This is a genomic window from Enterobacter sichuanensis (genome assembly GCF_009036245.1).
GTDB classification, from domain to species: Bacteria; Pseudomonadota; Gammaproteobacteria; order Enterobacterales; family Enterobacteriaceae; genus Enterobacter; species Enterobacter sichuanensis.
Map to the genome: position 1 here is coordinate 2,448,182 of NZ_CP027986.1, position 14,862 is coordinate 2,463,043.

Below are 14,862 nucleotides of genomic sequence, written 5' to 3' on the forward strand. Positions count from 1 at the left end.
TCCATTAACGCAATGTGCGGTTATAGTTTTCAAAACTTTTACAAAACCTTTAACATATATGGACATGTTCCATTTGGTTCGTTTATACACCACAACCGGTTTTATTCATGAAAATCATTTCTGCCCATAAGGCTTCTCTTCCGCTGCTGCTGGTTCCTGTTATCTTTGCGCCTCTTACCGCCATGAGCGCGGAAGAACAGACCATGATCGTCAGCGCCACGCCGCAAACCGTATCGGAACTCGATACTCCAGCCGCGGTCAGCGTCGTCAATGGCGACGATATGCGCCATGCCGCTCCCCGTATCAACCTGTCTGAATCTCTCGGCAGCGTCCCGGGCCTGCAAATTCAGAACCGCCAGAACTATGCGCAGGATCTCCAGCTTTCGATGCGTGGGTTTGGTGCCCGCTCAACCTTCGGCGTGCGCGGCATCCGTATGTACGTAGACGGTATTCCGGCCACCATGCCGGACGGACAGGGTCAGACCTCGAACATCGATCTCTCAAGCGTGGAGAGTGTTGAAGTGCTGCGCGGCCCCTTCTCTGCCCTGTACGGCAACGCCTCTGGCGGCGTGATTAACATCAATACCCAGACCGGGCAGCAGCCGCCGACCATTGAAGCCAGCAGCTACTACGGCAGTTACGGGACCTGGCGCTACGGCATGAAAGCCACTGGCGCGATGGGTGATGGCACCCACGCGGGCGATGTGGATTACACCGTGTCCACCACCCGTTTCACCACCAAAGGTTATCGCGACCACAGCGGCGCGCGTAAGAATCTTGCCAACGCCAAACTGGGCGTGCGTATTGATGACGTCAGCAAGCTGACGCTGGTCTTTAACAGCGTGGACATGAAGGCCAACGATCCGGGCGGACTGAACTATCAGGAGTGGCGGGATAACCCGCGCCAGTCCCCGCGCGGCGATCAGTACAACACGCGTAAAACCATCAAACAGACCCAGGCCGGTTTGCGTTACGATCGTCAGCTCAGCACCCAGGACGACCTCAGCGTGATGATGTACGCCGGTGAGCGTGAAATGACGCAGTACCAGTCGATTCCGTATCAGCCGCAGCTGAAACCTTCCCACTCCGGTGGGGTTATCGATATGCAGCGCCACTACCAGGGGATTGATACCCGCTGGACGCACCGTGGCGAGCTGCTGGTGCCGGTGACCTTCACCACCGGTCTTAACTACGAAAACATGAGCGAAGATCGTCGCGGATACGAGAACTTCGTCATGGATAACGGCGTGCCGGATTACGGTGTCAAAGGTGATAAGCGTCGCAATGAACGCAATCTGATGTGGAACGTCGATCCGTATCTGCAAACGAGTTGGCAGCTGACGCAGAAACTGTCAGTGGATGCCGGGGTACGCTACAGCTCGGTCTGGTTTGATTCCAATGACCACTACGTGACGCCGGGCAATGGCGATGACAGCGGCGACGCGAGCTACCACAAATGGCTCCCTGCCGGTTCCGTGAAGTATGCCGTGACGGACGCGTGGAACCTTTACGCCGCCGCCGGGCGTGGCTTTGAAACGCCAACCATCAACGAGCTTTCCTACCGTTCAGATAACCAGGGTGGGCTGAATATTGGTCTGAAACCGTCCACCAACAACACCTATGAAGTGGGCAGCAAAACCCGCATCGGCAATGGCCTGCTGACCGCCGCCCTGTTCCGCACCGATACGGATGACGAGATCGTGGTGGATGCCAGTTCTGGCGGCCGTACCAGCTATAAAAATGCCGGCAAAACCCGTCGTCAGGGTGTCGAAGTGTCCCTCGATCAGCAGTTCGCTGAAAACTGGAAGCTGAAGATGGCGTGGACCTATCTGGACGCCACTTATCGCACCAACGTATGCGGCGATACGAACTGTAACGGTAACCGGATGCCGGGCATCGCCCGTAATATGGGTTACGCCTCGTTTGGCTGGCAGCCGGAGGAAGGCTGGTACGCGGGTTCAGATGTGCGTTACATGAGCGATATCATGGCCGACGATGAGAACACAGCGAAAGCGCCATCGTATACCGTGGTCGGACTGAATACCGGGTATAAATTTAACTATGGTAACTGGGGCATGGACGTCTTTGGTCGCGTCGATAATCTCTTCGATAAAGAGTACGTTGGCTCAGTCATTGTCAACGAGTCCAACGGCCGTTATTACGAGCCTGCACCTGGACGTAACTACGGTGTAGGACTCTCGGTCTCTTATCGCTTCGAGTAAGTAATAAGAAAAGTTTATTTTATCCCTAAAATAACGCTCCTGATGGCAATAAACCATCAGGAGTTATTCATCAGATAAATAATCAGGTGCGGTATATAGTCGCTCTGTTAAATAATCTCTCAGTTAAAATATTGTCGCTGTAAAAGAGTATTGGCTTCATCAATCAACTTATCAATTGCCTTCTGACTGGCTTCAACATCTCTTCGCTCAAGGGCGGTAAGGAGTTCGTCATAGTGATATGTCGAGGCTTTGATGTCGTTGAGTTCCTGATGCAGATAGTTCATGCAGGGCCCGATACGCACCCATAACTGTTCAATTAGCGCGTTAAGCGTTGGCATTTCCGCATACTGATACAGCGTAAACCGCAAGACGCGATTTGCATGCAGTGCCTGCTGAACGTGCCCGTTGCGCATGGCCTCATGGAAGGCGTCTGACATTTTGCGCAACGTCTCAAGCTTAGTGTCAGACATATTCTGACAGGCGGCGGCAACGGCCATCGGCTCAAGCTGTTTTCTGATGGCGTTAATCTCGTTATAACGCTCCAGCGTCACCTCTGGCACCAGAAATGCCTGCGCGGGGGTGGCATGTAACGCGCCAGAAGAGACCAGCCGCAAAAGCGCCTCGCGAACCGGAGTAATACTGGTACCTAATTTATCGGCGATCTCTTTCGTTATCAGTCGTGCCCCAGGTTTGAGTGAGCCTGTAATTAACGCCCCTTTCAAACTGAGTTCAACTTGCATAGTAAGGCTGACCCTTTGGGCTTTTTCTAAGTGATCCAAATCAAGCATGTTCAATTCCTGTAGCTAAAACTTAATGCTATTTTTAAACGCCAGTTTTAATAAAACGACGCTGGTCCGATATATCCTGTATCGTCATGCCTGGTGGTGGGAGTACGTAAAAACTGCAAAAAAAAGCAAACGTCATTTTTTATCGATTTCGGGCTCATCCGGGATGATGGCGCGAAATGCCATGTCCAGTAATTAAAGACAATATATCGTATCTTCACAAATAAATATGGCGGGAAACCCCGCCATAGTACTCTTTATTTATTGTCGTCCGCGACGCGAATCACGACTTTACCGAAGTTCCGCCCTTCAAGAAGGCCAATCAGCGCCTCCGGTGCGTTCTCCAGCCCGTCCGTGACCTGTTCACGATAGTGAATTTTACCTTCCTGTACCCAGCGCCCCATCTCCTGCTGGAACTCCTGAATGCGGTGCCCGTAGTCCTGGCCGATGATAAAGCCCTGCATACGAATGCGTTTCTTGAGTAGGGTCGCCATCAGAAGCGGCAAGCGATCCGGCCCCTCTGGCAGGCCCGTCGCATTATAACCGCTGACCAGACCACACACCGGCACGCGTGCGGCGGTATTCAGCAGCGGCAGCACCGCATCAAAGACTTTGCCGCCGACGTTCTCATAATAGACATCAATGCCGTTCGGGCAGGCGTGTTTCAGTTGTTCAGCGAAATCCGCCGCGTGGTGATCCAGACACTGGTCAAACCCGAGGACCTCGACGGCATGGCGGCATTTTTCAGCACCACCGGCGACGCCGACCACCCGGCAACCTTTGATTTTGCCAATCTGCCCCACGGTCGCCCCCACCGGGCCTGTTGCCGCCGCAACCACCAGCGTCTCACCCGCTTTGGGTTGCCCGATATCCAGCAGCCCCATATAGGCAGTAAAGCCCGGCATACCCAGAACACCCAGCGCCCAGGAAGGATGAGAGGGATTTTCACCGAGCTTCACCAGACCGCTGCCGTCTGAAAGTTCATACTCCTGCCAGCCGCTGTAGCCCAGCACCCACTCACCCGTTTTGAAATCGGGATGTCGGGAGTGTTCAACACGGCTGACCGTTCCCCCTACCATCACCGCACCAATCTCAACCGGAGGTGAATAGGATGGCGCATCGCTCATGCGCCCGCGCATGTATGGGTCCAGCGACAGCCAGACGGTGCGAAGCAAAAGCTGCCCCGCCTCAGGTTCCGGAACGGGTTGCGTTTCCAGACGAAAATTTTCTGCGACTGGCGCACCATGAGGGCGCGAAGCCAGGACCCAGCGGCGATTTTGCGAAACAGGTTGATTCATCGGGATCTCCTTCTGGTACAAATGTCATTACAGCCTGGCGCACGAATGGCGTTCTCGCCTTAGCATTACGAGCCAGACTGGTTCAGCCGTACAACCAGATAGATGCAGGGTTCATTCGTTTCATTGATGAACCGGCAGTCATTGGGCGGCCCCAGTTCGAGACAGTCTCCGGCGCGCATCTCGTGGCGCGTATCGCCCTCCTGAAACACCAGCTCGCCGGACTGCAGCCAGATAAGCTGACGTGCCAGTGCGTAAGAAGATGCCGGCATCGGAACATCGCTGCCCGCAGGCAGTTCAACCTGAACAAGATCGATGGGCAGATCGGTGCGGGGAGAAACATGGCGGCGGAGGTAGTGCGTTTGCGGGTCGCGCCAGACGGGCTGGTTTGCCAGGCGCAGCAGCTTTCCTTCCTGCATTTCGGCACGGGCAATCAGCGTGGACATGCTAATGCCAAACGCGCCAGACAGGCGGGCAAGCAAGGTGGCTGTCGGGCTGCTGTCCCCACGCTCTATCTTATGGATCATGGCGCGGGAGACGCCTGCCCGGTCAGCAAGCTCGCTCAGGGACCAGCCGCGAGACTCACGTTCGAGGCGAATTCTTGCGCTAATCCGTTGATTCATTGTGTCTGTTATGGTGTTCATGACGTCATACTATAGTGTATGAACGGCATTTCAATGGGCTTTTGATAACAAAAAAATATGGCTTATGCCGTAGCGATCGGGCGATACAGTTGTGTAATATCTTAGCCATAACGTAACACTATAGTGAACAACACACAGAGGTTTAATCATGATCGTTCGTCATGCCTGCAAAGAAGACTGCGCTGCGATAGGAGAGATCTACAACCACGCGGTGCTGCACACCGCCGCGATTTGGAACGATAAAACCGTCGATACCGAGAACCGCATCGCCTGGTTTGAGGCGCGCACGCTCGCGGGTTACCCGGTACTGGTCAGTGAGGAAGACGGCGCGATCACCGGTTACGCCTCCTTTGGCGACTGGCGCGCTTTTGATGGTTTTCGTCACACGGTTGAGCACTCGGTTTACGTCCACCCGGATCATCAGGGCAAAGGCATTGGCCGCACGCTGATGAAAGCGTTGATTGACGAGGCCCGCGCCATCGGTAAACACGTGATGGTTGCCGGGATTGAAGCGCAGAATCAGGCTTCGATCCATCTTCATGAAACGCTCGGTTTTGTCACGACGGGGCAAATGCCACAGGTGGGAACCAAGTTTGGCCGTTGGCTGGATTTAACCTTTATGCAGCTGCAGCTGGATGAGCGCAGCGATCCGGACGCTATCCCATGAATCAGTCGCTAACGCTGGCATTTCTGGTGGCGGCGGGAATAGGCCTGGTGGTGCAAAACACCCTGATGGTGCGTATCACCCAGTCCTCCTCCACCATACTTATCGCGATGTTGCTGAATTCCCTGGTCGGCATTGTGCTGTTTGTCAGCATTCTGCTGCTGAAACAGGGCGTCGCCGGATTTAGCGAGCTGGCGGCAACGGTACGCTGGTGGACGCTCATTCCCGGGCTGCTGGGCTCCTTTTTTGTGTTTGCCAGCATCAGCGGGTATCAGAATGTTGGCGCGGCGACGACGATTGCCGTGCTGGTGGCAAGCCAGCTTATCGGCGGGCTGGTACTGGACGTGCTGAGAAGCAACGGCATTCCGCTACGCGCCCTGATCGGCCCGGTGTGCGGCGCGGTGATGCTGGTCGTCGGCGCCTGGCTGGTGGCGCGACGTCAGTTTTAATCGCTAGAGGATCGTGCCACCTTTGGTCAGCTGTTCGTGGCGCGCCTCCATCTCTTCTCTGTGCTCCTTGCCGTGGTGCGAAATGGAGGTACGCAGGCGTTGTTGCTGGGTGTAGCGGTCTTCACGGCTCAGCTCAGCATCATCGCTCAGTTCAATCAGCAGTTCATTCATATGGGTGATGACGCCTTCGTTAATCGCGCCATCGACACGGGCGATCACGTCGTTTAAATGTGACATTGTCACTCCTTGTTATGTGCCCGGTAGCGCTACGCTTACCGGGCCTACGGGTGCCAACTGTAGGCCGGGTAAGGCGTAGCCGCCACCCGGCGATGACATACTTAATTCAGCTTCGCTTTTGAGAAATCGCTGCCCATCAGGCTCACGCTGTACCCGGTTACGTTGCTCCGGGTTGCATAGAACGTTTTGCCGTTCGCCAGCGCGATCCACGGCGCCTGCTGGTAGAAGATTTCCTGCGCCTGGCCGTAGAGTTTCGCACGCTCCGCCGGGTTGCTGGTCAGCTTCGCTTTTTGTACCAGGGCATCATACCCCTTGTCACACCAGCGCGCGGCGTTTGAGCCGGTTTTAATGCTGTTGCAGCCCAGCAGCACATCGGCAAAGTTGTCCGGATCGCCGTTATCGGACATCCAGCCAAACAGCGCAGAGTCATGTTCGCCTTTACGCATGCCGGAGAGGTATTCGCCCCACTCGTAAGAGACAATTTTGGCCTTCACGCCGACTTTTGCCCAGTCGCTCTGGATCATCTCCGCGATACGACGGGAGTTAGGGTTATACGGACGCTGAACCGGCATTGACCACAGCGTGACCTCCGCGCCCTTCTCCAGCCCGGCCTGCTTCAGCAGCGCTTTCGCTTTTTCAGGATCGTAGCTGTAGTCCTTCAACTCTTTGTTAAAGCCCAGCATGTTTGGCGGGATCGGCGATTTTGCCACCGTGCCCGACCCCATAAACACCGCATTAACGATGGCCTTCTTGTCGGTCGCGTAGTTCAACGCCTGACGCACCAGCACGTTATCAAACGGTTTTTTCTCGGTGTTAAACGCCAGATAGCCGACGTTCAGCGCATCGACCGCGTGCAGCGTCAGGTCTTTGTTGTTCTTGATAACATCAAACTGCACCGGGGACGGCGCAGGAATGATCTGGCACTCGTTGGTCTGCAATTTCGCCAGTCGGGTTTCCACATTCGGCGTGATGGAGAAGATGAGATGCTTCGTCGGCACTTCGCCTTCCCAGTAGTTCGGGTTCGCGACGTAGCGGATCAACGAATCCACTTTGTACTGCTGGAGAACGTAAGGCCCGGTACCAATCGGCCAGGTGTCCACGTTCTCCGGGGTGCCTTTTTTCAGCATCGCGTCGGCGTATTCAGCGGAGAGAATGGAGGCGAAATCCATCCCCCAGTCGGCCAGGAATGCGGCGTTGGGTTCACTGAGGGTGAACTGAACGTGGTAATCATCGACCTTTTTCACGTCCTGGATCAGTTTATCGAGGCCCACATCGTTAAAGTATTCGTAATTGCCCTGCGACACATTGTGGTACGGGTGTTTAGGGTCTTTCTGACGCATGACCGAGAAAATAACGTCATCGGCGTTAAAGTCACGCGTCGGTTTGAAGTATTTATTGCTGTTGAACTTCACCCCTTTGCGCAGGGTAAAGGTATAGGTCTTGCCATCAGGTGAAATCGTCCAGGACTCGGCAAGTGACGGCACCGGGGTATTTTTCACCGGGTCGAAATTGATCAGGCGGTTATAGAGCACCTGAGAGCTGGCCACAAAAGACGGTCCAGAGCTGGCAATTTGCGGGTTGAAGGACTCGGGGGACGCTTCAGAACAGTAAATAAGGGTGTCGTTGTTTGCCGCCCATGCGGCACCGGCTGGTAAAAGTGCGCTCAGCGCAAGGGCGAGCAGTGTTTTCCCTGTAGACATGGTTATAACCCTGACAATTTTATTATATAGAACAGTAATAACAGCACAGCCGTAATCACCTGGCAAATAACGAAACACTATCAGGTTATTCTAAAGTTACGTTTTTCGCTGGTTTTGCAGCCAGCGTCAGAAAAAGCGATTTGTCTTAAGTGCCATTATTCGTCAAGCACAACCGTCACTTTCTATGCCGCAAGAAATCGGCGCTTTTAGCGTCTCTTCCTCCGTTTGTTTGCTTCCTCGTTTCGTTAAAGTAACGGTGTGAAGAAGTATATGGGATCAAATCGTGGCAAAAACTCTTTTACGCAGCGGTAATCTGGATGATTTTCAGGCCGTTGGCGGCGGCGGACAAGCCGTTTTCGAATCAGCGTTACAAATCCGGGAAGCGCTCCGGTTGCGCAAACAGCAGGCTATCGTCGACTGTCTGGCTATTCCTCAGGTCAACGACAGCGGTGACCGCGTGGACTGGTATTCTCCTGTTGAAGGGAGCGTAACCAGCTGGAAAGCGGCCGGTGAAGATGACCGTTATCGCGCCCTGCGCTATCTGGAAAACACGCTCGCCAGCGTCGAGTCGTTAAGCAAGAAATGCCTCCAGTCGCCCAAAACTGCGCAACAGCTTTTTGGCTCTCTGTTGTCAAAGGCGTTTCAGTTCCCGGGTGAAAATTTCCTTTTCCTTGTGAACGGAAAACCGGTGATCAGCTTCTGGGGATTTGTAAACCTCAACGAAAATGCGCGCGACGATGTCCTCGACTGCCTGCGTGAATCCCTGATCCCAGAGCCTGACCCCGTTGTGATTGACGATCCTGAGCCCGAACCGGAACCCGAACCGGTGGTGACCTTTGAGCACGCTGACGAGCCGCTGGTCGCCCCTTCTACAGTGGTGCGCATTACGCCGGAAGAGCTGTACGAACCTGAGCCAGCCCCGGTTGTTGCGCAACCCGTAGAGGAACCGGCCCCGGCGGTTGTCGCGAAAAAACGTCGTATCCCCCTGTGGACGCTGCCGGTTGCTGCCGTGATCGTTGCCGCCATCGCCGCGCCGCTGCTGTGGCCAAAACAGGCGCCTTCCGCCGAGCCCGCACCGACACCCGCCCCTCAGCCCGTGGAGATTGCGCCAAAGCCGATTAAAGCGGTTGAGCCGCTGGCGATGACGTTACCGCTGCATCAGGCAGAGGTGGTGGCCAGCAAAGAGAAAGAGCCTGCGCCACAGCCCGCTCCGGTGGTGATTGCCGCCATCCCGAAAGATGCCATGGTAATGGAAGCGAATCAGGTAAAAGCGGGATCCACGCGTTTCCTGAACGGCACCTGGCGCGCCATCCTCGACGTAAAAGATCCGGTGACCGGCAAGCCGCCGTCAATGCGCTATCAAATCCAGAACAATAAAGGTTTCGCCCGTGTTGTTCATGGCGACAACATTGTCTGTCGCGCGGAAGTCTTCTCCGGGCTGCACAGCAATGGCGAACTGATGATCAAGAGTCGCGGTACTGCCCGCTGCACCGACGGTTCCCGCTACCCGATGCCGGAAGTTGCCTGTAAAGCAGGCACCAGCGATATAGCAGAATGTCGCGCACGTTATGATGCAAACACCGTCGTTCCACTGACGTTCAAGAAAGCAGGTGCCTGATCCTATGCTGGTAAATCTTTGCGACTATAAACAAAGCGTCACGCTTATTGCTAACAGCGGCGTGCAGTTCCTGGATTTCGGCCTGACGCCGCAGGACACCGCCAGTCACGGGCGCTTCGTACGTAAAACCGCGAATGGCCCGCTTTTACGACTCGATTTCGACATGGTTAACGGGCGCTATACCCTGCCGGGCATTAACGGTGGGCAGCCTGAAGTGGTCAAACCGGAAACCACCATCCCGCTGCATCAGTCGCTGGCGGTTCTGGACGGCGTCTGGCTCCCCGTGCCTTTCCTGCGCTTCAACCCGCCGCGGACTTTTGTGGAAGGGCCGGATAACTGGGCCCGCGTACAGGTGCGCAAGCTTGACACCCCCGACACGGCAGGCAATACCCACCGTGTGACCCTGGCGCTTGACAGCCAGATTGCCGGACATGCCACGTCCGCCCTCTCCCCGGTTGAGAACGATATCCTGAACGGGACCCGCTTTGCCCTGGCATGGCGCGATGCAGAAGTTGAAAATTTCCTCGATCAAACCTGGATTGACGGCTGGCTGCGCGAGGCGTTTACCCAGTATGCCGATGGCGTAGAAAACCGTTCCGAGCGCGATCTGCAGCAGGCGATGCGCAGTTTTGAATATCAGGCGCACTGGCTTAACCTGTTGACCATGCTCGGTGAACAGCTCACCGTGCCGGAAGTCAAATTTGTTACCCATACGCTCAGCACCCCGGCCATTCCGGTCGACCTGATCCTCGACGTGGGGAATACCCACACCTGCGGCGTGATTATTGAAGACCACGGCGATGCGAACGATGGTCTACGCCAGACCGCCGAACTGCAGGTACGCTCATTAAGCGAGCCGCAATTCCTTAATGAGCCGCTGTTTACCAGCCGTCTTGAGTTTTCGGAGGCGCGTTTTGGCAAGCAGCACTTCTCGGTTGAAAGCGGTCGCGAAGATGCCTTTGTCTGGCCGTCGATTGTCCGCGTCGGTGATGAAGCCCGCAAGCTGGCGATGCAGCGTCTGGGAACCGAAGGTAACAGCGGCATCTCCAGCCCGCGTCGCTACCTGTGGGATGAAACACCGGTGGTACAGGACTGGCGCTTTAGCCAGATGAACAGCAAAACCCAGCGTGAACCGCTTGCCACCGCGTTCCCGCTGATGAACCTGATGAACGATGACGGCGAGCCGCTCTTCACGCTGCCGCAGGATGAGCGACTGCCGGTCTTCTCGCCGCAGTACAGCCGCAGCACGCTGATGACGCACATGCTGTGCGAACTGCTGGCGCAGGCGCTGGGGCAGATCAACAGCGTCGCCACGCGCCTGCGTCTGGGCTTCCCGGCGTCGCCGCGCCAGCTGCGTACCCTGATCCTGACGCTGCCCTCGGCCATGCCTAAGCAGGAGCGCGAAATTTTCCGTCGCCGCATGTTCGAAGCCATCGCAATTGTCTGGAAAGCGATGGGATGGCACCCGCAGGATGAGGATTTTATCACCCGCAAACAGCAGGAAAAAAGCGTGGTGCCGGTGCCAGAAATCCAGATGGAGTGGGACGAAGCCAGCTGCGGTCAACTGGTCTGGCTGTATAACGAAGCGATCTCCCGCTTTGGCGGTCAGACGGAAGCCTTCTTCGCCTCCCTTGCACGTCCGGACCGTGAGCCTGAGCCCGGTGCGCAGCCGGGCCGGGCGTTGCGCATCGCCTCCATCGACATTGGCGGGGGCACCACGGATATGGCGATCACCCATTACCAGCTGGATGACGGCTCCGGCAATAACGTCAAAATCACTCCGCAGCTCCTGTTCCGCGAAGGGTTTAAGGTGGCGGGCGACGATACGTTACTGGACGTGATTCAGCGCTACGTACTGCCCGCCCTGCAAACGCAGCTGCAGAAATCGGGCATCGCTGATGCCTCCTTGCTGATGGCGTCACTGTTCGGCGACTCCGGGCGCATTGATACCCAGGCCGTACTTCGCCAGCAAACGGCCCTTCAGCTCTTTATGCCGATTGGCCATGCCATTCTTGCCGCGTGGGAATCCAGCGACGTTGACGATCCACTGGCCGGACTGCATGCCACCTTTGGCGATCTTCTGCCGCAGAAACCGACCCGCAACGTGATGAATTATCTGCAGCAGGCCATCGATCATGCCCTGCCGGCCGGTTCCGACGCTTTTGATCTGTTCGCCGTGCCGCTGCACGTAAATTTCCGCGAAATGCAGGACGCGATGCTGGGCGGACAGTTTACGCTGGCCTCGCCGTTGCACGCGGTGTGTGAGGCGATTTCACATTACAGCTGCGATATTCTGCTCATCACCGGGCGTCCTGGCTGCCTGCCCGGCGTTCAGGCGCTGATTCGCCATCTGCAGCCGGTGCCGGTTAACCGCATCGTCTGGCTGGATAAATACCAGGTGCACGAATGGTATCCGTTCAGCCAGCAGGGGCGGATTGGCAACCCGAAATCGACGGCTGCCGTGGGGGCCATGCTCTGCAGCCTGGCCCTTGATCTGCGCCTGCCGCGCTTCAACTTTAAAGCCGCGGACATTGGGGCGTATTCCACCGTGCGTTATCTCGGCGTGCTGGATAACACCGTGAATACCCTGCGCGAGGAAAACGTCTGGTACCAGGACATCGATCTCGATAAACCCGGTGCGAAGCTCGACGCGCGCCTGCACTTCCCGCTGCGCGGTAACGTCACCCTCGGCTTCCGTCAGCTGGCGAACGCGCGCTGGCCCGCCACACCGCTCTACACGCTCAGCATTAACTCACCTGAACTGGCAAAAGCGATTGCCGGCGACGGCGTGCTGAACGTGCGGCTCAAACTCTGCGGCGGCAGCAAGCAGGAGGGCCCGGAGGCCTTTGAACTAAGCGATGCCTGGCTGCAGGACGGCACGCCGGTGGCAGCTGACGCATTAACCTTCAAACTGAATACTCTGGCCGATCGCCGACACAGCGGCAGCCATTACTGGATCGACAGCGGGAGCGTATACCTGAAATGACAGCGACGACCACCACCACTCAGGCCTTAATCGGGTGGATTACTGAGACGCGCCTGAACGCCCCTGTACTGGATAACGATGCCGACGCCCTGCTTGCCCGAATCAACGCGGTGCAGGCGCGGGAGCAGGCCATTGAACGCGCCATGACCCGCCAGAGCAGCATCGGGCTTTACGGTCATTCCCAGAGCGCGAAAGCACACCTGCTGTTGTCCCTGTGCGGCAGCGGGAATGGCCGCCTGAACGTGACGCCGGGCCAGCGCAGCTTTGACTATTTTTCGCATATCAACCCGGGACATGCCCTGACCAATATGGCCGTTCGCTTCACCCGCGAAACCCCTGACGTGGTGGATGAGGCATTCCCGCTGCGTCTGAGTCTGGTTACCGAGGCCGAGCTGGTACAGCTGTTCATTACCCGCACGATGCTGCATCCGCAGATACGCGCGGTGGATAAGGCGGTTATTGAGACACGCCTGGAGAAATGGCGCGGCCTGCGCCAGCCGCAGGGCGTGCCCGGCATCACGGCGCAGGAAGTGGGGGCGATTGCCCGCTTCTGGCAAAGCACGGTGCCTGCCGCTAAACAGCAAATTGATGACGCCCTGTGGCATGAGTTTGCCCAGCTGGTGCCGTCGCTGGATCTCAGCACACGCGCCAGCGTCTGGTCGTTGCTGTGGGGCGAGCAGCAGGAGCTGACCCAGCAGTGGTTAAACCTGGCCCATGTGCTGCATCAGACCAGCCATGCCAGCGCCCTCGCCGCCCCGCTGAGCCTGCTGGTGGATAGCTTTGGGCTGCCGGGTGAAGGGTTCCTGACGCACGACGGTACGCCAGCCCTGCAGGACGCCCAGGAGACGCTGCTTCATCCGCTGAATGACGGTGAAATGCTTAACGCGATCAGCATCCCCGTCGACGTACTTGCCTTCCTGACCCGCGAGCTGGTGTTGCCGGTTGAGACCGCGGCCCTGGATAACGTCGATATCATTGATATCCCACTTGTTGAAGATACCGGTGCTGACCCGCTGCGTCAGGCGAAATCCCAGTGGCTGCTGGAGCATTACCGTCAACAGCTCGAGCCGGATGTGCTGGTCATTTGCAACGCCACGGCGCAGCACGAGCAGACGGCCAAAAAAGCAAAAGTGTTAATGCACTGGGTGAAGGAAACGCAGCCTGCGGAAGACTCTGCTCTGCCGGGCCTGGTCTGGGCGATTACTCCCCATGACGCCCGCTTCACCACCCGGCAGAATCTTGATGAAGCCGTTCAACACCTGCTCGGCAAGCCGGGTTTGCGCTGGGGTACGCTGCAGGCGCTGGACAGTCACAGCATGCAGCGCGTCATCGAGTGGCTGTCTCAGGCCACGCTGCCTGCGCTGCGACACAAGCGTCTCAGCACCCTGAAAAATGGGTTGCGCCAGGCGCTTTCATCGCTGATGCAAAGTTATCTGGTACCGCTGGTTGAAGAGCCGGGCACCCGACGTGCTCAGGCGGAAAATATGGTACGTACGCTGCAAAGCAGCGCCGCCCGCCACGGTGAGCTGCTGGATGGTCTGCTGCCGCCGCTCAAAGCCTTTGAAACGCTGCTGGCCGTTCAGCAACCGCGTGAGGAGCAGGTTAACGGGCTGTTCACGGACACCATTGACCTGTTTGCCGACAGCGCCCAGGAGAATACCGCGCAGTTCCAGACAAAAGACAAAGCGCGTCTTGCGCACCGGGTCTGGATAAACCATCTGCGTCAGTGGAGCCGCAATGAAGCCACCGCCGCCCGTCTGGGGCTGGAACCCGCCGTGTTGCAGCAAATCGCGGATGTGCTGGTGGTCACCAGCTACCGGCTGGATCTGCCTCAGCAGCTACAGCGTATTGTCGAAGCAGATAAGAGTAGCGCGGCGCAACTGCATGCCGTGATGGGCAATTTCATTGGCTGGCTGGGTTATGACCAGACGCCCGTGGCGACACGTCCGGCCAGCCGCATCCGCAAGGGTCAGGCTATCTTCGTCACGCCGGTCGTCAGCAGCGCCGGTCCCCGCCTGACGCGCCTGGGGGAACAGCCTGTGCATGCGGCCACTGCGTACGTTTACGACTGGCTGGTTGCGCTCTATAGTCGCGCAATAGAGAACATTGATTACCAGCACCCGCATGATGTTCAGCCGGGGGCGCGCAAGGCTCTGCAGGCGTTATTACGCTGAGGGCGGATTAACACTGTAGCCGCCTTTCTTGCCGGGTGGCGCTGCGCTTACCCGGCCTGGATTCTTCACCGCTGCAGATCCGTCACCG

11 protein-coding genes are annotated in these 14,862 nt (G+C 57.1%); 6 read left to right on the forward strand and 5 right to left on the reverse strand.

Annotated elements, in window-relative coordinates; all coding sequences use genetic code 11:
- Nucleotides 1-107: 107 nt before the first annotated feature.
- Complete coding sequence (gene pqqU, locus C1N69_RS11815) at nt 108-2,222, forward strand: TonB-dependent receptor PqqU (protein ID WP_025759141.1); 2,115 nt, start codon at nt 108-110, stop codon at nt 2,220-2,222.
- 119 nt (nt 2,223-2,341) lie between these two features.
- Here the strand turns inward: pqqU and C1N69_RS11820 are convergent, their stop codons facing one another.
- The 3 genes from C1N69_RS11820 to C1N69_RS11830 all read right to left on the reverse strand — a co-directional run bounded on the left by C1N69_RS11820 (nt 2,342) and on the right by C1N69_RS11830 (nt 4,946).
- The gene (locus C1N69_RS11820; protein WP_104557376.1) at nt 2,342-3,010 is read right to left on the reverse strand and encodes a GntR family transcriptional regulator; all 669 of its coding nucleotides are present in this window, start codon (nt 3,008-3,010) and stop codon (nt 2,342-2,344) included.
- Nucleotides 3,011-3,264: 254 nt separating this feature from the next.
- Entirely contained in the window at nt 3,265-4,305 is a 1,041-nt protein-coding gene (locus tag C1N69_RS11825) for an NADP-dependent oxidoreductase (protein WP_104557375.1), read from the reverse strand.
- Between the two features lie 65 nt (nt 4,306-4,370).
- The gene (locus C1N69_RS11830) at nt 4,371-4,946 is read right to left on the reverse strand and encodes a helix-turn-helix domain-containing protein (RefSeq protein WP_025759136.1); all 576 of its coding nucleotides are present in this window, start codon (nt 4,944-4,946) and stop codon (nt 4,371-4,373) included.
- Between the two features lie 148 nt (nt 4,947-5,094).
- Here C1N69_RS11830 and C1N69_RS11835 point away from each other — a divergent pair, with 148 nt between their 5' ends.
- Complete coding sequence (locus tag C1N69_RS11835) at nt 5,095-5,613, forward strand: GNAT family N-acetyltransferase (protein ID WP_025759134.1); 519 nt, start codon at nt 5,095-5,097, stop codon at nt 5,611-5,613.
- Nucleotides 5,610-6,059 (forward strand): DMT family transporter, encoded by a 450-nt coding sequence (locus C1N69_RS11840; protein WP_047365031.1) that lies wholly within the window; start codon nt 5,610-5,612, stop codon nt 6,057-6,059. The genes C1N69_RS11835 and C1N69_RS11840 overlap by 4 nt, the downstream gene beginning before the upstream one ends.
- A gap of 3 nt (nt 6,060-6,062) precedes the next feature.
- Here C1N69_RS11840 and C1N69_RS11845 read toward each other — a convergent pair whose 3' ends face one another.
- Nucleotides 6,063-6,296 carry a YdcY family protein gene (locus C1N69_RS11845; RefSeq protein ID WP_155031253.1) on the reverse strand — a complete coding sequence of 78 codons (234 nt, stop codon included), beginning with the start codon at nt 6,294-6,296 and terminating at the stop codon, nt 6,063-6,065.
- 101 nt (nt 6,297-6,397) lie between these two features.
- Nucleotides 6,398-7,996, reverse strand: a complete 1,599-nt coding sequence (locus tag C1N69_RS11850; protein ID WP_155031254.1) for an ABC transporter substrate-binding protein — start codon at nt 7,994-7,996, stop codon at nt 6,398-6,400.
- A gap of 283 nt (nt 7,997-8,279) precedes the next feature.
- On the opposite strand from C1N69_RS11850, the gene C1N69_RS11855 reads away from it, so the two are divergent.
- Genes C1N69_RS11855 through C1N69_RS11865 form a run of 3 tightly spaced genes read left to right on the forward strand, consistent with a single transcriptional unit; the run spans nt 8,280 to nt 14,774 of the window.
- On the forward strand, nt 8,280-9,614 hold the full coding sequence (locus C1N69_RS11855; RefSeq protein ID WP_155031255.1) for an SrfA family protein: 1,335 nt from the start codon (nt 8,280-8,282) through the stop codon (nt 9,612-9,614).
- A gap of 4 nt (nt 9,615-9,618) precedes the next feature.
- The gene (locus C1N69_RS11860; protein ID WP_155031256.1) at nt 9,619-12,600 is read left to right on the forward strand and encodes a virulence factor SrfB; all 2,982 of its coding nucleotides are present in this window, start codon (nt 9,619-9,621) and stop codon (nt 12,598-12,600) included.
- On the forward strand, nt 12,597-14,774 hold the full coding sequence (locus C1N69_RS11865; RefSeq protein ID WP_155031257.1) for a virulence factor SrfC family protein: 2,178 nt from the start codon (nt 12,597-12,599) through the stop codon (nt 14,772-14,774). The genes C1N69_RS11860 and C1N69_RS11865 overlap by 4 nt, the downstream gene beginning before the upstream one ends.
- Nucleotides 14,775-14,862: the final 88 nt, after the last annotated feature.